General features: G+C 71.4%; 12 protein-coding genes and 4 pseudogenes. 5 read left to right on the top strand and 11 right to left on the bottom strand.

Going from position 1 to position 18495, the window contains the following annotated elements:
- The 5 genes from ADK41_RS25070 to ADK41_RS25050 form a co-directional block, all read right to left on the bottom strand.
- Complete coding sequence (locus ADK41_RS25070) at positions 1-2514, bottom strand: serine/threonine-protein kinase (protein ID WP_030818544.1); 2514 nt, start codon at positions 2512-2514, stop codon at positions 1-3.
- 22 nt (positions 2515-2536) lie between these two features.
- Positions 2537-3856 (bottom strand): hypothetical protein, encoded by a 1320-nt coding sequence (locus ADK41_RS25065; RefSeq protein WP_030818542.1) that lies wholly within the window; start codon positions 3854-3856, stop codon positions 2537-2539.
- 64 nt (positions 3857-3920) lie between these two features.
- Entirely contained in the window at positions 3921-4970 is a 1050-nt protein-coding gene (locus ADK41_RS25060; RefSeq protein WP_030818540.1) for a glutamate ABC transporter substrate-binding protein, read from the bottom strand.
- A gap of 29 nt (positions 4971-4999) precedes the next feature.
- Positions 5000-6442, bottom strand: coding sequence for a hypothetical protein (locus ADK41_RS25055; RefSeq protein ID WP_030818538.1), 1443 nt, complete (start codon positions 6440-6442; stop codon positions 5000-5002).
- A 237-nt stretch (positions 6443-6679) separates the two neighbouring features.
- Positions 6680-7786 carry a mechanosensitive ion channel family protein gene (locus ADK41_RS25050; protein WP_030818536.1) on the bottom strand — a complete coding sequence of 369 codons (1107 nt, stop codon included), beginning with the start codon at positions 7784-7786 and terminating at the stop codon, positions 6680-6682.
- 293 nt (positions 7787-8079) lie between these two features.
- Here ADK41_RS25050 and ADK41_RS25045 point away from each other — a divergent pair, with 293 nt between their 5' ends.
- Entirely contained in the window at positions 8080-8616 is a 537-nt protein-coding gene (locus tag ADK41_RS25045; RefSeq protein WP_030818534.1) for an HNH endonuclease, read from the top strand.
- Between the two features lie 82 nt (positions 8617-8698).
- On the opposite strand, the gene ADK41_RS25040 is transcribed toward ADK41_RS25045, so the two are convergent.
- Positions 8699-9229, bottom strand: a complete 531-nt coding sequence (locus ADK41_RS25040) for an ATP-binding protein (RefSeq protein WP_078661733.1) — start codon at positions 9227-9229, stop codon at positions 8699-8701.
- A gap of 198 nt (positions 9230-9427) precedes the next feature.
- On the opposite strand from ADK41_RS25040, the gene ADK41_RS25035 reads away from it, so the two are divergent.
- Complete coding sequence (locus tag ADK41_RS25035) at positions 9428-10312, top strand: DUF5753 domain-containing protein (protein ID WP_030818530.1); 885 nt, start codon at positions 9428-9430, stop codon at positions 10310-10312.
- A gap of 3 nt (positions 10313-10315) precedes the next feature.
- Entirely contained in the window at positions 10316-10528 is a 213-nt protein-coding gene (locus tag ADK41_RS25030) for a DUF397 domain-containing protein (RefSeq protein ID WP_030818529.1), read from the top strand.
- Here ADK41_RS25030 and ADK41_RS43425 read toward each other — a convergent pair.
- Positions 10501-11140 (bottom strand): annotated as a pseudogene (locus tag ADK41_RS43425) (class I SAM-dependent methyltransferase). The gene ADK41_RS25030 and the pseudogene ADK41_RS43425 sit on opposite strands and share 28 nt — an antisense overlap.
- 788 nt (positions 11141-11928) lie before the next feature.
- On the opposite strand from ADK41_RS43425, the gene ADK41_RS25025 reads away from it, so the two are divergent.
- The gene (locus ADK41_RS25025) at positions 11929-15681 is read left to right on the top strand and encodes a DNRLRE domain-containing protein (RefSeq protein WP_051842741.1); all 3753 of its coding nucleotides are present in this window, start codon (positions 11929-11931) and stop codon (positions 15679-15681) included.
- A gap of 128 nt (positions 15682-15809) precedes the next feature.
- Here the strand turns inward: ADK41_RS25025 and ADK41_RS25020 are convergent, their stop codons facing one another.
- The 3 genes and pseudogenes from ADK41_RS25020 to ADK41_RS41060 all read right to left on the bottom strand — a co-directional run.
- Positions 15810-16148: a hypothetical protein gene (locus ADK41_RS25020; RefSeq protein ID WP_030818525.1), complete on the bottom strand. Its 339-nt coding sequence runs from the start codon at positions 16146-16148 to the stop codon at positions 15810-15812.
- A 402-nt stretch (positions 16149-16550) separates the two neighbouring features.
- Positions 16551-16895: pseudogene (locus ADK41_RS25015) on the bottom strand (ABC transporter permease); the annotation flags it as partial.
- 78 nt (positions 16896-16973) lie between these two features.
- Positions 16974-17111, bottom strand: a pseudogene (locus ADK41_RS41060) (SAM-dependent methyltransferase); the annotation flags it as partial.
- 111 nt (positions 17112-17222) lie between these two features.
- On the opposite strand from ADK41_RS41060, the gene ADK41_RS25010 reads away from it, so the two are divergent.
- Positions 17223-18275: a hypothetical protein gene (locus tag ADK41_RS25010; RefSeq protein ID WP_324604859.1), complete on the top strand. Its 1053-nt coding sequence runs from the start codon at positions 17223-17225 to the stop codon at positions 18273-18275.
- Here the strand turns inward: ADK41_RS25010 and ADK41_RS41770 are convergent.
- A pseudogene (locus ADK41_RS41770) lies at positions 18269-18454 on the bottom strand (ISAzo13 family transposase); the annotation flags it as partial. The gene ADK41_RS25010 and the pseudogene ADK41_RS41770 sit on opposite strands and share 7 nt — an antisense overlap.
- Positions 18455-18495 lie beyond the last annotated feature (41 nt).

Raw genomic sequence — 18495 nt, 5'->3', positions numbered from 1 at the left:
CTACACCCACGTCCGGGGGCGGTAACGATTGGCACGTTCCACCAGGTCGATCCTCTCCTCGCCGCTGCGCGCCAGCCGGGCCAGCGTGCGGTACGAACGCTCCAGGCCGAAACGGAGGCCCCGCTCGTCCAGACCGCTGCCGAGCAGCGTCCGTCCCCCGGCGGCGGGAGGGGCGGAACCCTGGCCCCCGGAGAGTACCCAGTCCAGCCCGCAGCCGAGGATTTCGGCCGACAACAGCTCGCGTCGTGCCGGGTCCAGACCGTACGCCTCCAAGGCCTCGACCTGCCCCGCGGCAGCGGTCAGGTCGTCCAGGAACGGTACGTCACCGGCGGCGGGCGCACGCCCGCGCAGTCGCGCCCGGACGGACGCCACCCGCGCGGCCGTGTAGTGGATGGAGGACTCCGGCACCGACACCAGCGTCCGTACGGCGCCGCCGCGGTCCCCGGTCGCCCAGCGCACCCGGGCCAGCCCGAACGCGGCGCTCACATGGCTCGGGTCGGTCGACCACACCAGGCGGTAGTACTCGGCGGCGTTGTCCGGCTGGCCCAGCACCTCCGCGCACACGCCGAGCGCCAGCTTCGGCGCGATCTCGCCGGGGAACGCGTCGTAGACCGCGTCGAAGGCGAGCGCGGCGCCCTCGTGGTCGCCGGTGACGAGCGAGGCGACCCCCCGGTACCAGACCACCCGCCAGTCGTCGGGGTCCTGCTCCTCCAGCGCGCCCAGCGCCGCCAGCGCGGCGGACCACTCGCCGGTCTCCAGCCGGGCGCGGATCTCGCGCAGCCGGGTCTCCACCGACGGGGCCGGCGCGGCGGCGAGCGCGTTGATCAGCTCACCGGGCGCGGACGTCAGCAGGCCCGCGAGGAAACCGGCGTTGGGGTCGGCGGGGTGGACGTGCGGCACGGGCAGCGCGAGCGCGGCGGCCGGGCAGTCGACGGGTCTGACCGCGGCGGGGGCGCCGGCGGCGGGCGGGAGCACGTGCCGCGCCCTCTTGCGGGCGCGGTCCGGGCGGGCGCCGAGGCGGGAGACGTCACCGTTCAGCGCGGGGAACAACTCCGTGTCCGTCACCCGCAGTTCCGGGCCGAAGAGGGTGGACGGCGCGGGGCGGGCGCGGCCCGACCGCAGGGAGACCACCTCGCGCAGCACGCCCGTCAGCTGCTCGGTCATCTCCTGCGCGGAGGCGAACCGGCGGGCCGGGTCCGGATCGGTGGCACGGACCAGGAAGCGGTAGAAGGACTCGTACCGTTGGAAGACCTCGATGCCGTCCGGGTCGGGCAGCGAGTCCACGTGGACGTTCGTGTAGCCCTGGAAGTCGAACGTGAGGACGGCGAGCGTGCGGGCCACCGTGTACAGGTCCGACGCCACCGACGGCCCGACGTCGGCGACCTCGGGCGCCTGGTAGCCGATCGTGCCGTAGATGGCCGACTCCTCGTCGTCCGTCCGGCGCACCGCGCCCATGTCGATCAGCTTCAGCTGGTCCTCGGTCTGGATCGCGTTGTCGACCTTGAAGTCGCAGTACAGCAGGTTCCGGCTGTGCAGGTGGCCGAGCGCCTCGAGGGCCTCGATGCCGTACGCGCAGGCCTGCTCCACCGGCAGCGGATCGCGTCTGCCCTCCGGTGTGCGGCGGCCGTTGGCGATCTCCTTCAGCGACTTGCCGCCCAGGTACTCCATGACGATGTAGCCGTCGAGGGAGCCGGTGCGCTGGTCGAGGTGCTCCACGAAGTTGTAGATCCGCACGATGTTGGCGTGCTCGATCTCGGCGAGGAAGCGCCGCTCGGAGATCGCCGCCGCCATCGCGTCCTGGTCGCCCGTGTCCAGCAGGCCCTTCAGCACCACCCAGCGGTCCGAGACCGCCCGGTCCACGGCGAGGTAGATCCAGCCGAGGCCGCCGTGCGCCAGACAGCCGACCACCTCGTACTGGCCGTGCACGACGTCGCCGCCCCGCAGCTTCGGGACGAACGAGTACGGGTGGCCGCACTTGGTGCAGAAGCCCTCCGTGCGCCCCGGCCGGCCGCCGCGGGCCCGGCCCACCGGCGCCCCGCAGTCCGAACGCGAGCAGAACCGCTTCCGCTCGGGCACCTCCGGGTTCTTCCGCACCATCGCCCGCGGATCGGGGCGCGGGATCGGCGGCACCTCGACAAGACCGGCGCCGAGGCGGCCCCGGCCGGAGGAGCCGGCGCCCGCGCCGGAACCGCGCACCGACACCGAGCGGCCCGCGGTCCGGCCCGACAGCGGGCGGGAGAGCCGTCCGGAGACCGAACGGCGGGACCGCGACGACTGGGACGACGTGCGGGAACCGCGGCCGCCGGAGCCTTTGCTGCCCGCCGAGCCGCGCGATCCGCGGCCGCCCGCCGTGATGCCGGTCGGGGCCGAGCCGACCATGCCGGTCGGCGACACCACCGGGGCCAGGCCGCAGGTGTCGCAGTACAGCTCGCCGCCGCCGACGTCCTCGTACGCGCCGCCGCACTCGGGGCGCTGGCACCCGGCCCCGACCGCCCGGTTCTCCGGTTCGCTCATGACGCGGCCTCCCCCTCCTCGCTCACGCGCCGGGCCCCCTCCGGTCGTCGGGCACGCCCTGGCCCGGTACCCGCGGTGCCGTGCCGAGGGCCTCCGCGGCCGCCTGCTGGTAGCGCAGCACCGCCCGGCCGGCGGCGCGCAGGTCGCAGGGCGCGCTCCACAGCATGCGGCGCGCCTTCTCGTACCGCTCCACCAGGAGGGGGTCCTCCGCCAGGCCGTGCCGGGCCACCTTCGCCCTGTACGCGTCCAGCCGCCCGCGCAGCTCGGCACGGACCGCCAGCGGCGCCGTCACCGCGGTCAGCGACTCGCGGGCGCGCAGCAGTTCGTCCTCGGCCTTCTGCTCGAGGGACTCCAGGAGCGGGGACAGGCGGTGCCACTGGGCGTGCCTGCGGTACTCGGCGGCCGTCGACAGCTGCTCCTGCAACGCGGTCGGCGGTCCGCCGACCACCGGCACCTCCGTCGCGGCGATCTTCGCCAGCACCTCGCCGCGCGCGGTGCGGGCCTCGGCGAGGGTGCGGTCGGCGCGGGACAGCACGTCCCGCAGTCTGACGATGCGTTTCTCCGCGTCCTGGCGGACCGTCAGCACCGCGTCGATCTCCCGGCGCACGTCCTCCAGCGCACGCGCCTCGCGGTCGTAGACCGTGGTGTCGGGCCGTCCGCCGCCGGGCGCCGAACTGCCCTCCGCCCGCTTCCAGTACGCCAGCGGGTCGGACACCACCTGCTCGCGCAGCTTCGTCAGCGTGCGGGTGATCCGCTCCAGGTCGTCGCCCGCCGGGTGCTCGCCCGGGCGCACGCCGACCGAGTGCGCGAGCCGGCCGGTGCGCTGGAGCTCGGCGGCGAGCAGATCGATCCGGGCGGGCAGCGCCGACCACACCGCGTCGGCGGCGACGACCACGTCCAGCGAGGACGCGTACAGCTCGTTCATGCGGTCGACCAGGGCGGCCAGCGAACAGCGTTCGCCGAGTCTGCCGGGGGCGGCGCCGAGGGCCGCCGCGGCGCCGCCCGCCACGGTCACCGCGTCGCCGCGCAGCAGCTCCGTCAGCTCCACCAGGTCCTCACGGCTGGACCAGCGGCGGCGGGACCGGATGTCCCGGGCCCTGCGCAGCGCGCCGGCGTACGCGTCGAAGTACGTCCACAGCAGGGTGATCGACGCCTCCGTGACCGCCCAGCGCTCCGCGGTGACGCCGGTGAGCCGCGCGCCCTCCAGGAGCCTTCGGCCCGCGTGGTCCTGCAGGGCGAGGAGCGAGGTCTCGATCGCCTCGTGCTCCGCGCCGAGCCGCGCCAGCGCACGGTCCACCTCGTCCCGGTCCATCACCGGCCCGCTGGGATCCGTGTCGGCCATCGGTCACCTCTCGCTGGGGGGTCGTCGGCGGTTGGGGGAGTGCCCGGCCGGGGCCGGTCCGTGATCAGCTCTCGCGCAGGTACTCCGGGGCCGGGGGCCGCGACCGGGAGGAGTCGTCGCCCAGCGTGGCCGAGAGCCACTCGGTGTACGCGTCCTGCCAGCCGTCCGTGGTGTCCTCCCGGAAGTCGACCAGGATCCGGTTGACCCGGCGCACCAGGTCGTCCGCGTCCTTCTTCATCGCCACGCCGTAGTACTCGGTCGTGAAGGCCCCGCCCTTGAGCTGGACCGTCGGATCCTGCGCGGCCTGGCTGGCCGCGAGCGCGCCGTCGGTGACCACCGCGTCGACCTCGCCGAGCTGCAGCCGCACCAGGCAGTCCAGCTGGTTGGGGACGGTGGTGCGGATGTCGGTGGACGCCGGCAGCCTGCCCGCCTCCTTGTCCGCCTCCAGCTTCGCGTGCGCGGTCGAGCCCGCCGCCGTGCAGATCTCCTGGTCCGCGAGCGTCTCGTCGTACCCCTCGACCGGTGAGGACCTCGGGGCCAGGACCTGCTGGCCCGTCCTGAAGTACGGCGCGGAGAACGCCACGTCCTCGATGCGGGCGCAGGTGATCGTCATCGTGCGGACGACCATGTCGACCCGGCCCGCCTTGATCGCCGGTATGCGCTGGTCGGTCGGGATCGCCTTGAACTGGACCGCGTCCCGGTCGCCGAGTATGTCCTCGGCTATGCGGTGCACCAGGTCGATGTCGAAGCCCTCGAGGGCGCCGCTCTTCCCGCTGTTGGGGTCGCGGTAGCCCCAGCGGTAGCTGTTCTGGTCGACCCCCACGACCAGTTTGCGCTTCTCCCCCCGGCGGTTCCTGATCTCCTCGATCGTGGGTCCGTCGGCGTCCGACGGGGACAGCGTCTGCTTCTCGGGGGCCGTGCAGTCCTCGTCCGCCTGGGCCCGCGCGGAGTGGGACACGGTCTGGCCGGTGGTCCTCGAGGGGGCGCCGGCCGGGGCGCCGGCACAGGTCAGCGCCAGCGCGAAGACCAGTGCCAGGGCGCAGGCGGTCGCCATCGCGCCCACGCCGCCCCAGCCCTTCAGGCGGGCCCGCAGGTGTCGTGCGATCGTCGTCATGGCCCCCTCCGGCTCGTTCACGCGTCCGTTCATCGGTACTCCGACAGCCTGCGGCCGATGCCCAGCACCGCGCCGGCCGCGCCCAGCACGGAGAGGAGGGCCGCGCCGGAGGGCAGGCCGGTCAGCGCGTCCCGGCCGTCGCCGGCCGCCCGCTCGAACTCGTCCTCCTCGTGCTCGAGCGCCGTGGCCAGGTTCTCGTCGACGCTGTCGAAGCACTCGCCGGCCGCGCCCTTCGCGCCGATCACCATGTCCAGCGCCTGCTGGTAGTTGCCGTTCTCGTCCTGCTCGCGGGCCGCGGCGTGGCGCTTCCTCCACTCCGTCATGGCGCCCGACGCGGAGGAGACCGGCCGTGCGCCGCCGGCGTCGTCAGCGAGGCGCTGCGCCCGGGCCAGCCCTTCGGCGAGGGCGCCCATCTCGCGGCCGAAGGCGTGGTCGTAGGCGTCGAACGTCTCGTCGCCCACCTTCGTCGTCTCGGCGCCGCGGGCCACCAGGGTCAGGTTCTCGTTGCCCCTCGCCTTCAGGGAGGCGATACGGGCGTCGTGCAGCACGTCGAGCGAGCGGACGCCGTGGTCGTAGGAGTCGTGGAGGCCGGACCGGGCGAGGGTGTGACCGGCCGTCAGCCAGAGGAGGACGACGGTGGTCGCCGCCGTCGCGGCCACCAGGCCGTGGTTGAGGACCCTGTGGGTGCGCAGGTAGGTGCGGCGCATGGCCCAGGCGAGGGCGGCGAGGGCGAGGACGCCGAGGGCGAGGGCGGGCCAGGGGTAGGGGGTCGCGTCCGCGTAGTCGTCGCGCAGGCGCTGGTTCTCCCTGGTGTAGAGGTCCTCCGCGGCCGGGAGCATCTCCTGCTGCATCTTCTCGTTCGCGTACCGCAGGTAGGCGCCGCCGACGGGGTAGCCCTGGCGGTTGTAGGTGCGGGCGCGTTCGACCAGGCCCTTGTACTCGGGGAGCAGGCGGTTGAGCCCGGTGATCGTCTTCGCGGAGGGGGAGCCGGGGTCCGAGTTGGCCGCGGCGTTGACGAGCTTCGCGGCGGCGGTGCGGATGTCGTCCTCGTAGCGGTCCCTGGAGGCGGCGGTCTCCTGACCGCCGGCCAGGAAGTTGCCGGCCGCGGCGGTGTTGGCGTCGGCGAGGGAGCGGTAGATGTCGGCGGCGTCCGAGCTGAGGGGCCGACTGCTGGTGAGGACGTCGTCGGCGGCCGCGGCCCGGTCGGTCGTCTGCCAGGCGGTCACCGCGCCGAAGGCGACGACGAGGACCGCGAGGACCGCGCCGATGGCGCGGAGGCGGCCGGGTTCGGTGGTGGCGGCCCCGCGGAGGCGGTCGACGCCCTCGGCGAAGGCGGTGCGGCGGGCCCGAGGCGGGGGCGCGGCGCCGGTGGGGGCGGCGGGGACGGGCTGGGGAGGCACCGCCGGCAGCGTGGGCACGGGTGCGGGCGTGGCGGTGCCGGGCGGCGCCGTGCCGTTCGGCGTGTGTGTCATGTGACCTCCCCCATGGCCATCCCTCGGGCAAGTATCGCCGCCGGGACCGACATGCGCACCGGCCTTGGCGCGATCTTGATCCGGTCGCGGCGCGACCCCCGGGCATTCCGCCCCCACCCTGCCCACGAACACGCCCGGGAAATCAGTTCGGTTCCCGCGTGACGGAGGAGCGCCGAGGGAGGGACGGGGAAGGGCGGCGCCCGGGGAGTTCCGGGCGCCGCCCTTCGGGGCCTGCGGTTACTTCGTGGTGCTGGGCGGGGGCAGCGGGGACGCCGCCACGGACTGCGGGGAGATCGTGCTCGAGTAGACCGACGGAGGCGCGACGCCCGCCGTGGGGTCGGAGGCCTCCACGTCCTCCGCGGCCGTGGCCCCGCCGACGATGCGGATGCCCGTCGCGTCGAAGGCCCGCTTGACGCGCCAGCGCAGTTCCCGCTCCACGGTCAGGGACTTGCCCGGCATGGTCTTCGCGGACAGGCGGACCACCATCGAGTCCAGCAGCACCGAGTCCAGGCCGAGCACCTCGATCGGGCTCCACAGGAGCTCGTTCCAGGGCTCCTCCTTGCCCATCTTCTCGGCGACCTCGCTCAGCGTGGCCTTCACCCGGTCCAGGTCCTCGTCGGCACGGACCGTGACGTCGACGCCCGCGGTCGCCCAGCCCTGGGAGAGGTTGCCGATGCGCTTGACCTCGCCGTTGCGGACGTACCAGATCTCGCCGTTGTCGCCGCGCAGCTTGGTCACCCGCAGCCCGACCTCGATCACCTCGCCCGAGGCCACGCCCGCGTCGATCGTGTCGCCGACGCCGTACTGGTCCTCCAGGATCATGAAGACGCCGGAGAGGAAGTCCGTCACCAGGTTGCGCGCGCCGAAACCGATCGCCACGCCCGCGACACCCGCCGAGGCCAGCAGCGGGGCCAGGTTGATCTGGAACGTGCCGAGGATCATCAGCGCGGCCGTGCCCAGGATCAGGAACGACGCCACCGAGCGCAGCACCGAGCCGATCGCCTGGGAACGCTGCCGGCGCCGCTCGGCGTTGACCAGCAGACTGCTGAGACCGGTGGGGTTCACCGCCTGGCCGGTGCGGGACATGCGGTCGACCATCTTGGTGATCGCCCGCCGCACCACGATTCTCAGCACCATCGCGATCACCAGGATCAGCAGGACCCTGAGTCCGATCGCGAGCCACGTCGACCAGTTCTCCTCGACCCAGCCGGCGGCGTTGCCGGCGGTCTCCTGCGCGTCCTGGAGCGTGGGCACCCGGGGCGCCCCGGACTCGGAGGGCGTCGGTGACGGGTCGGCGGCCGACGGGACGGCGGACAAGGACACGGCGGGTACCTCCAGGCGCATGTCTGCCCCCGGTGCGACGGTCAATATCTTCAAGGTCACGAATGGGTCACCGGTGCGGGCAGAACCACCACACTAACGGGGCATCGTGAGCGGATCGGCGGCATGCGGGAAGAAGAGACCGGCCTCACCCGCGCTTGAACAGGCCCCGGCCCCGGGGATGAATCGGGATGTGGTCGAAAACACTCCCAGCCCGTTACCGGGACATGGTGGCGCGTCCACCAGGCATGAGGGGAGACTGACTACGGATCGTCCCGGCGCGAGCCACGCGCCGCCGGCGTACAAGGAGGCCGTCCGTGCCGCATGTCCTGGTCCTCAACGCGTCGTACGAGCCGCTCGGCGTCGTACCGCTCCGCCGCGCGCTCGTGCTCGTCCTCGAGAACAAGGCAGTCTGCCTCGAGGAGACCGGCGCCCATCTGCACAGCGCGACCGTCACCGTCCCCGCACCCAGCGTGGTCCGGCTCAAGCGTTTCGTGCGGGTTCCCTACCGGGGGCCCGTTCCTCTGACCCGCAGGGCGCTGTTCGCCCGTGACGGGGGCCGGTGCATGTACTGCGGTGGCGTCGCGACCAGCGTCGACCACGTCATCCCGCGCAGTCGCGGGGGCAAGCACGTCTGGGACAACGTGGTGGCCTCGTGCCGCCGCTGCAACCACGTGAAGGCCGACCGTCATCTGTTCGAGCTGGGCTGGCGCCTGCGCCACAAACCCGCTCCGCCCACCGGTCTGGCCTGGCGCATCATCGGCACCGGCCACCGGGACCCGCGCTGGCTGCCGTACCTGCAGCCGTACGGCGCGGACGACGCGCTGGCCCGCATCGACGGCCTCTCCGCCTGACGCCGCCGGTCCGGGCCCTCGTGCGCTGAGGGCTCCGCTCCGGGGCGCCCCGCGAAGGCGCGAGCACGTCGGCACCGCGTGTTCACGCCGTCTTTGGCGGGTCCTGGGGCGCGGGCGTGCCTTTCGCCGCCCCGGCGGCGAACACGGGGGGCGGACCGGCGGGCACGGGCTCCGGCGTGGGCGGCGTCCGGCCGGGGAGGTCCCACTCGGCGTACACCGTCTTGCCGACGGTCCGCGGCTCCCAGCCCCACCGCGCGGCGACCGCCCCGACCAGGAGAAGCCCCCGTCCGAACTGATCGGCGGCGTCGTCCCCGGCCGGACGCGGCCTCGGCGGACGCTCACCGCGCGGGTCGCTCACCTCGACCCGCAGGATGCGGTCACCGAGGGTGACGCGGACACGGATGAGCCGTCCCCGGACGCTGCCGTGCAGCAGGGCGTTGGTCATCAGCTCCGACACGACGAGGGCGACGTCGCCGGCGATTTCCGGCTGCCCCCACTCGGCGACGAGCCGCGCGGCCCGGCGCCGGGCGAGGGGGACGCTGCGCTGGGTGGGGGTGTGGTCGAGCCGGTCCTCGTGGAGGAGCGGTACGGGCAAGGGCATGGGTTCTGCCATGGAGAGATGCCTCCGGGTGTGGGGCGGCGGTGTCTCTGCCGTGCCTGCGCGGGGCAGGACGGTGCGCTTCCGCCGAGTGCGGACCGCAGAGTGAGCGGCTGGGCACTCAAAGTAGTGGTCGGATTGCGTTCGGTGCAACTGGATCGGAGACACTTGTCTCCATGCATCGCCGTGTGTCGGGTCCGGCACCATGTGGGGGTGACTCGAACCACGCAACTCGGGAACCGGACGTCAACCGTGCTCGGGCGCAGGCTCGGCGGTGAACTCCTGCGCTTGCGGGACGCCGCGGCCAAGACGCAGCAGCAGGCCGCCGAGGTCATCAGCGCGACCAACTCGAAGATCGTCAAGATGGAGCGCGGCTGGGTGCCGATGCGCGATCCGGACATCCGTGCGCTGTGCGAGTTCTACGGTCTGGCGGACGGGAGAGCCGTGACCCGGTTGCTGGAACTGGCCAGGCTCGACCGTGAGAGGCGCAAGGCGAAGGGATGGTGGCAGGACTCCCCCCACCCTGGCGCGCTGACCGAGTACATCGCCATGGAGGACGCGGCCAGTCGTGTGCGTACATGGCAGCTCTCGCTGGTGCCGGGTCTGTTCCAGACTCCGGAGTACGCGCGAGCACTGGCGGTCAGTGAGGGCGTCGGCCCTTGGGAGGACCCCGCGGAGATCGAACGGGTCGTCGACATCCGGATGCGCCGGCAGGACCGTCTGACGGGGGAGCGTCCACTCAAGGTGTACGCCGTCGTCTGGGAGGCGGCGTTGCGGCAGTTGATCGGTGGTTCCGTGACCATGCGCGGGCAGTTGGAACGGCTCCTGGAGATCGCCGAGCTGGAGAACGTACGCCTTCAGGTTCTGCCGTTCCACGCCGGCGGTCACCCGTGTGTCACGGGCCCGTTCACCATCTTGTCGTTCAACGAGGACGAGGCGGTGGACGTGGTCCAGGCCGACACCATCGCGTCCAGCGTGTGGGTGGAGAACGAAGCGGCGAGCAGCACCTACGGCGATCTCTTCGACCGCACGGCACGACGGAGCCTTGCCCAGCGAGACTCCATCCAGCTCATCGAAGCCATCCGACGGGAGATTTGACCGGTGTCCGAGTTCGTCTTCGTGAAGTCCAGTTACAGCAACACCTCCGGCGAGTGCGTCGAGGTCGCCCTCAACGTCCCGGAGACCGTCGTCGTCCGCGACTCCAAGGACTCGGCCGACGGCCCGATACTCCGCCTCGCGCCGCAGGCCTGGGCGCGGTTCGCGGGCGAGTTGGGGCGGCTGCCCGCTCAGGGAAGCCGCCACGAGAGCGTGTAGCGCCAGAAGAGCCGACGGCGCAGCCGGGCGCCGGGCAAGGACCTCGCGGGCCTCGCCGGCGATGTCGGAGAAGGCCATGTCGGCCGACCGGGTCCAGGCGGTCATCGAGACGGGCCGGGGCGCTCCACGGCCCTTGCTCTTGAGCCACCCGGTGGCGGCGTTCAGCGGAGTGGCGGCTGCGCCGAGCAGATGGTCCATGGCGGTTTGAGGCCGGAAGAGGCCCACGACGACCAGAGTGCCGCCGGGAAACGGTGAGGCCCTCGGCGAACGGCGGATGGTGAAGGGGGACGACGCAGGTGATGACGTCGTGAGGTCCGGCGGGGATCCCCGTCAGAGCGTCCGCGACCGCGAAGGACACCGGCGTTGCCTCAGGAGTCAGCGCGCGCCCGTGAGGTGATCACCGGGTCGGAGTCGACGCCCCGGACCTCATCGGCGCGTGTGGCGGGAAGCCGGGCCAGGTCGCCGCTGTCGGAGCCGGCGTCCAGTGCACGGCCGAACCTGCGGGGGAGCTGCCCGCAGGATCCACCGGTGGTGGTGGGCGTTGTGGTCCCAGGGGTGGACGGCGGTGAACCGGTCGAGCGCCTGGAGGGCTCGGTGCGGCAGTGGTGTCATGTCAACGCTCCGCGCGCCCGCCACGCCGTGATTCGCCTCCATGCCGCCTCGACGCACCACTCCCCGATGCTCGACCATGCCGACCGCCCTCCCTCACGATCAGCGTGTTCCGTCAGGGCTGCCACGCCGACATCGCCGTCTCCTGACGCTGCATTGCCCGCGAAAGTCAGCCGCGACGAAGGCGGCCGTCACGGGAACACGCACACCCGGCTCCAGTAACCACCCATGGTGATCAGCCACGCCATTCCGCTGTCCCCGGCGCGCCTGCCACTCCCGGTGTGCTTGCGCACATGGCCATGTGTCCACGGACTGCCGGGCGTCGAGTCGAAGAAGCACCGCCCACGTGGGGTGGTGCTTGAGGCCGATACCGGGTGTCGGCGCCACCGGTGCCGAGCCACGCCTTCGGTTCCTCCCGTCGACGACAGAGCGCGCAGTCTTCGGGGCTGGCGTGATCAGTCCGCTCAGTATCAGGCGGGATCATGCGGAGGGTGTGATTCAACTTACGTTTGCAATCCGGTCGTTCAGTGCCCTCCACGGTTCCCGGCCGTTGTCGTTCGTCCATGACCGTGGCTGTCCTGAAAGCCCCTGCAGTACAAGTGATCTTCCTTCCTAGGGTTCTTCATCGGTGCGATTTCGCACAGAAGTTCGCCCTGCGCTCGGGAAGGACAGGACACATCGTGTATCCCCCCGCACAACCGTCTGCGTCAGGACACAGGTACAGAAGCAGACGCTTCACGCGACTCGCGGCAGCCACCGCGCTGTTACTGACCGCCCAGGCCGGCGTCGCCTTGACCGGGCAGGCCGCGGCGGCCCCTGCCCCCGAGGACACGCCCGCCTCTGCCGAAGCCACCCAGCCGTCCAAGGCCGAGATCCTCCAGGGCGACCTGGCGTGGGCCGCCGCCCACGCCAAGGGCTCGAAGGCATGGGCGATCCTTCAGGCGAAGGAGACCGGCAAGAAAGTCGTCGTGACCGACGAGACGACTGCCGACTCGGTCACCGTCGCCAACCCCGACGGAACACTCACCACCGAGATGACGCCCGGCCCCGAGAGGGTCTGGCGCGGCGGCACGTGGCGCACCGTCGACGCCACGTGGACGAAGGCCGCCGATGGGTCGGTGAAGGCGAAGGAGCACCCGGGCGGCCTGCGCCTGGCCGGCAAGGGCGGCACCGTCCCCGCCTCGCTCGCCGCCGCTCGGAAGGCCGACGCGCGGGACCTGATCACACTCGGTACCGGCGACGAGAGCGTGACCCTGCAGTGGAAGGGTGGCCTGCCAGAGCCTGACCTCGACGGCACCACCGCCCGCTACCGGCAGGCGGTGCCCGGCGCCGATCTGGTCGTGGAGGCCACCCGTACCGGCTTCGAGCAGTTCGTCGAGATCCACCAGCGACCGGACGGCGCCTACTCCTACACCCTGCCGGTCAAGGCCAAGGGCCTGAAGGCGAAGGCGAACGACGACGGGTCCGTCACCTTCACCGACGCCATGACCGGCGCCGCACGGGCCACCATGCCCGCGCCGGTCATGTGGGACGCCTCTGTCGACAAGGCGTCCGGTGAGCACACCCGCCGGGCCCGCGTCGACATGAAGGTCCTCGACAAGGGCAACGGCCGCATTGACCTGGTCATCACCCCCGGCGAGGACTTCCTCAACGACCCCAAGACCCAGTACCCGGTCACCGTCGATCCCTCCACCTCCGCCCTGGCCGCCACCTTCGACACCTACGTGCAGCAGGGCGAAACCGTCGACTGGTCCAACGACGTCGAACTGGACTTCGGCAACCCGGAGACCAAGAACGCCGACGGCACCCCGCGCACCGCGCGGTCCTTCATCACGTGGAACACTACGCCGATCCAGGACGCATTGATCGTCGACACGAACCTGGCCCTGTGGAACTTCCACTCCGGCAACACCGACTGTTCCACCCAGAGCTGGACCATCGGGAACACCAGCGCGCCGTCGACCGCGTCACGGTGGACGGACCAGCCGACCTGGACCCAGTACCACTCCTCCGCACAGACCCGTGGCAACCCGGACTGCGCCGGCATCCAGCCGGACGGCTGGATCAACGCCGACGTCGACGCCCTCGTCCAGACCTGGGCCTCGGCCAAGGCCACACGCGGCCACATGGGCCTGCGCGCCGCCACCGACGACGTCAAGGCGTGGAAGCGCGTCAACTCCGGTAATGCCGCCTCGAACCAGCCGAAGCTGTCCGTGACCTACAACTACCGTCCCTCGGACGGCACGAACCGGCAGGCCGGTGCGCCCTTCAAGTCCTACGCGGGCGTATGGGCGGTCAACACCACCACCCCCACCCTGCGGGACACCTTCACCGACCAGAACGGCGACACCGTCAACGCCACCTTCCAGGTCTACGACGCCGCCACCAACACCCCCATCACCACCCCGAACGGCGAGGGCCTGCTGGTCTCCGAATACGGCGAGCAGGGCAAGCCGGTCAGAGTCACCGTCCCCGCCGGCCAGCTCCGGGACGGCAGGACCTACAAGTTCCGCACCAACGCCTACGACGGCACCCACTACAACCTCAACTGGTCCCCCTGGACCCAGTTCGTCGTCGACACCACGGCGCCGGGCGAGCCGCAGAGCATCACCTCGGCCACCTACCCGGAGAACTGGGGCGGCGGCGGGGCCGGCGTCACGGGCACCTTCGACGTCACCACGGGTACGCCGGACGCCTACGAGGTGCGCTACCGCCTCGACCCGTTCTCCGACGACCCGGAGGACTACGGTTGGTCCTCGGTGCGCACCACCACCGCGACGATGTCGGCCGGCGCCTTGGCTCCGGACGCCACCTACGCGGTCACGCCCTCGGCGGACGGCAACCACGCGGTGCAGACCCGCACCGTGGACCGGGCGGGCAACGCCGGCCCGATCAAGGACTACGGGTTCACGGCCGGTAACCGTGACTACAACCGGGCGCAGCGGGTCGACATCGCGCTGCCCCCGCCGGACCGGACCGCGGCGGACCCCGCGCACAACAACAGCCCGATCGACCTGCCGGCTGACCCGACCGCGGCACGGAACGGATCGGACGGCGCTTCCTCACGGACCTTCGAGAGCGGGGGAAGCGGAAAGGTGTCCGTCAAGGTCACGCCGCTCGCCCAGCGTTCCAAGGCCTGGCGCAAAGTCGCCGCCGCCCGGGAGGACGGCGGGACGATGACGACTCAGACCACCGGGCCCGTCATCTCGGACAAGTCCATCTGTGATCCGGACAAGCCGAACCAGCGCTCCGTCTTCACGCGCGACGCAGCCTGCAAGCTCGAGACCTGGACTCTGACGGCGGTCGATCCGAGCTCCGGTGGCCTGCAGAAGTTCATGACGCAGGTCGAGGTCATGCTGCAGGTCCAGGTGGACAGGACCAGCGACAGCGGACTTGTCGAGGTGTGGGTCCAGATGACCCCGCTCAACACGAAACCGGCTTCCGGCTACTTTCCGTTCTTCGGCGGGGATTCCATCAAGTTCCTCGGTACCAAGGCACGCTGCGGCGAGGACACCGGCGGGTGCGTGGAGCAGGAGACGGACATCACCTGGGCAGGGGACGAGGAGCCCGTCTGGGACGGAAACAGCGACACCGACGTGGTCTCCGGCAATGTGACCCACAAGTGGAACGGGTCGCTGCAGAACGAGTCCGGCAAGAAGGACATCGACCTGTCGAAGAACTTCCCGGTGGACTTCGCCTGGCTCTTCACCTCGGAGCAGGAACTCGTGGACCCCGGGAAGGGCGGCTCATGGGAGATCGTCGAAGGGGCGACGGGGTCCGTCAGCGTCCGGTGCGACAAGGTGTACGCGACGCACGGCTGCGTCCTGCCCGACTACGTGCCCGGGTACAAGTTCAACGCCGCGGCATACCCTGCCGCTTCGGCGCACGCGTGGCTGATCCAGAACAAAGCCAAGTACAAGAGCCTCGGCGCGAGCCCGGACTACCCGCTGAACTACATCCCGGGCCCCCGGGGCAAAGAGGAGGTTCCCTCCCGGCCGGGCGGGAAGGCCGCCGGGTACAATAAGAACGATTCCCGGGACAAGGTGATGTGCCCCAGGAGCGGCTCGAAGCGGGTCGACGGATCGGTGCCGAAGAAGCGCTTCCTCAATCACCCCTTCACCTTCCTGCACAGTGAGTTCCTCCCCTCCGGGAGGACGGACTCGATCTCCTGCGACGAGTACCCGTTCGCTGCGACGTACCAGTCCCCGGGTATGCCCGAGACGGTTGGCGGAGTGATGCCGGCCGGCGCGAACGGCGGCGGTGAATGTGTGCAGACGGCGGCGGTGAAGGCGGACGACGGCTCGGAGCACCTGGTCGACGACACCCGCTACGACCCGCCCACCTGGGAGGAGACATGTGGCCGTTCCTCGATGTCCAATGCCGTCAACGGTGGCTCGATGAACCGGATGGCGATCGGAACCGAACCGTTCCTGTCCTCGATGCGCATGCTGGACAAGGACGCGTTCTGGGTCGATCCGGGCAACGAATGGTTCGCGGGCTGCGACACGTCCGCACTCGAGGTCAAGTGCCGGATGGAGAAGTGAGCCCGGGCGACGGGAACACCCGCGTCGGACCGTGAGGATCCTCCCGTGCTGACAAGGGGGGTGCGGCACCACTCGGTGCCGCACCCCACCCGTCATTCACGGTGCGGGCCCGAGGGTCGGGTCCGGGTTCAAGGATGCAGGGGATGCCAGGGTGCCTCATCGAGGGACACCCGCTCCGGGTCCTCCCACAGCAGGCAGCCGAGGGCGATGCCGGGCCTGCTGCGGGGCGTGATCAGCGGCCCCGTGCCCGACTCGAGGGCCTCCGCGAAGGCCGTGAGATACGCGGCGAGGGACGTGACATGGGAGGGTGTGGGCTCCAGCGGGGCCAGGCCGTCGTCGGGAAAGCGTGTGACGTGCCCCGAGGAGCCCTCGACGGCGAACCCGTCGTGGCCGTCCCCCGGAGCGGCCCAGGGAGCCCAGGCGGGCCTGCCCAGGTCGGCCAGGGCGACAGCCGGCAGACTGAGCATCCGGTCCAGTGGAAGCCACTCGCTTCCTTCCGGTAGCCAGGCCGCGGGATTCACTTCGCCTTCTTCGTCCCCGTCGACCTCATGGGTCTCAGTCCCGTCATGGATTCTGAGCAGTGACTCCAGGTCCTCGTGGACCGGTACGTATGCGCGTGCCCGGGCGATATCGAGTTCTGCGGCAGGGGCTCTCAGAGAGCGATGAGAGCCAGGCGCATTCTCCGCGAGCCACGTCTCGATACGTTGCCACGCCTGCACTAATTCAGTACTCATGATCGGCAGCGTACTTTCTGCCGAGGTGAGGCGGCACCAGGTCCGGCCTGGGCTGTACCGTCCACGGCTTCACCGGCGGATGCGTCAGGACCATCGCCTGGACTGCCGAACCCGATGGCACGCACCGAGGCCCTCTCACGCGTACCGCAGTTCCGCCGGCTGGATCGTGCGGCCCAGCAGGGGGAGGGCGGTGGCCGCAGCCAGGAGGCAGGTCGCGCAGACCGCGAGCGGGACCAGCAGGGCCGTCCACGGCCAGGAGCCCGCCCCGGTGAGCGCGGCGTAGCCGGTGCCGACCGTCATACCGCCGGTGCCCGCCAGCAGCAGGGCCGGGGCGAGCGGCAGCGCGGTCTCCAGGAGCAGTGCCCGGTGCAGTACCGCGCGCGGCACTCCGGAGGCGGCCTGCGCGGCCAGGCCCCGGCGGCGGGTGGAGAGCGACTCGGCGGTGCCGACGGCGAGGGCGAACAGGGTGATCACCAGGGACTCCGCCGACGCCCCGATACTCCGCCTCGCGCCGCAGGCCTGGGCGCGGTTCGCGGGCGAGTTGGGGCGGCTGCCCGCTCAGGGGAGCCGCCACGAGAGCGTGTAGCGCCAGAAGAGCCGGCGGCGCAGCCGGGCGCCGGGCAGGACCTCGCGGGCCTCACCGGCGATGCCGGAGAAGGCCATGTCGGCCGGCCGGGTCCGGGCGGTCATCGAGACGGTGTACCTCGTGCTCTCCTGGGAGGGGCTGAAGGCCTGTCAGGCACGCGCGCCTTCCCTCGCCGCCTGCGGTGTGGACGGGAAAAACGCAGGCGGCGCGAGAGGTCGTGAGTGAACCCGGATGCCCCCCTCCGCGTCGAAGGTGTGAACCGGGGCTGGCGCAAGGAGCTGATCAGTATCAGCGCCATGCTTTTCAGCAGGGAATCCGTCGTCGGCGACGTCCAAGGGAACTCCATGAACACGCAAGCGAAGCGTCTCGCCAGCCTGCTGCTCGCGCCCCTCCTGGGTGTCTGCCTCCTTGCCGGTTGCGGCGATGATCGGGGCGCCGACGACGACCATGCGAACAGTCGGTCGCCGCAGAAGCAGGAGAGGCGCGCTCGTGAAGTGGCCGACGCGTGGCAGGGGTCCGCGGCCGCGACTGCCTGGAGCCAGGGTTACCACCCGATGTCCGACGCGGTGCAGACGCCGGAATCCGGCTGGCTCACCGAGGCGGACGAGCGGGCCTACGAGACCGAGAACTTCGTCTTGCGTGGAGATCTGCCGACCACCGCGACCGTGCCCGGGAAGGTGGAGTGGGCGAGCGGAGACACCCTGAGCCGTCCCCTGATGGGGGCGAAGAAGGCGTACCGGTCGTTTGCCCTGGGCCGCAGTGAGGGACCCCGGCTGACCGTGACGGGAGCGAGGCTCGGCGAAACGACGATCACCACGAGCCGAGGCACGGCGACCGTTCCCGCCTGGTTGTTCACGCTCGAGGGCTACGACGCCCCGCTCAAGCGTGTCGCCGTCACCCCGTCAAAGCTTCCCAAGCCGCCGGTCGAAGCGGCTCGGCAAGGGTCTGCCGGCGGTCTCAGGCGTGTCGCCCGGCTGGCCGGGACTGCGATGGACGGCCAGTCCCTCACGGTGAAGGCCACGCACGGAGCCTGCGACGACGGCCCCGTCGTGAAGGTGCTCGAGACGGACGAGAGCGTAGTGCTGTACGCCTCCATCGCAGGGGCACGGAGCGGTCCCTGCCGCACCGACATGATCGAACAGAGCGTGAAGGTGGAACTGCGGAAGCCGCTCGATGACCGCGTCCTCCTGGATGCCTTCACCGGTCGGCCAGTGTCGTACGGAGAGCCCAACGGGCTGTCGCCGAGCTGGACCCAAGGGCTTGCCGATCATTGACCTGCCGTTTTGATCTTGCTGTTGGGGCTGCTGCTTCGGGTGGCGACTTGGGCTTGGAGGGCCGTCAGGGCGGCTGGTGGGGTGGTGGCCGGCGCGATGGTGATGCCCTGTGCTTCGAGCAGGCGTCTGATCTTCAGCAGGGTGCGGTGCATGGCGGTGCGGCTGCTGTTGACGAGCACGGTGGCGGCTCCGGTCCGGGCCGCCCGGCCCCGGGGGACCC

This window comes from Streptomyces caelestis (assembly GCF_001279005.1).
Taxonomy (GTDB): Bacteria; Actinomycetota; Actinomycetes; order Streptomycetales; family Streptomycetaceae; genus Streptomyces; species Streptomyces heliomycini.
Note: the sequence above shows the minus strand (reverse complement) of the source record. Positions and strands in the feature narration are given on the sequence as shown.

Coding starts and splice junctions, on each gene's coding strand:
- ADK41_RS25070 (WP_030818544.1), bottom strand. CDS start 2,514: ATGAGCGAACCGGAGAACCGGGCGGTCGGGGCCGGGTGCCAGCGCCCC.
- ADK41_RS25065 (WP_030818542.1), bottom strand. CDS start 3,856: ATGGCCGACACGGATCCCAGCGGGCCGGTGATGGACCGGGACGAGGTG.
- ADK41_RS25060 (WP_030818540.1), bottom strand. CDS start 4,970: ATGACGACGATCGCACGACACCTGCGGGCCCGCCTGAAGGGCTGGGGC.
- ADK41_RS25055 (WP_030818538.1), bottom strand. CDS start 6,442: ATGACACACACGCCGAACGGCACGGCGCCGCCCGGCACCGCCACGCCC.
- ADK41_RS25050 (WP_030818536.1), bottom strand. CDS start 7,786: ATGCGCCTGGAGGTACCCGCCGTGTCCTTGTCCGCCGTCCCGTCGGCC.
- ADK41_RS25040 (WP_078661733.1), bottom strand. CDS start 9,229: ATGGCAGAACCCATGCCCTTGCCCGTACCGCTCCTCCACGAGGACCGG.
- ADK41_RS25020 (WP_030818525.1), bottom strand. CDS start 16,148: ATGCTCAGTCTGCCGGCTGTCGCCCTGGCCGACCTGGGCAGGCCCGCC.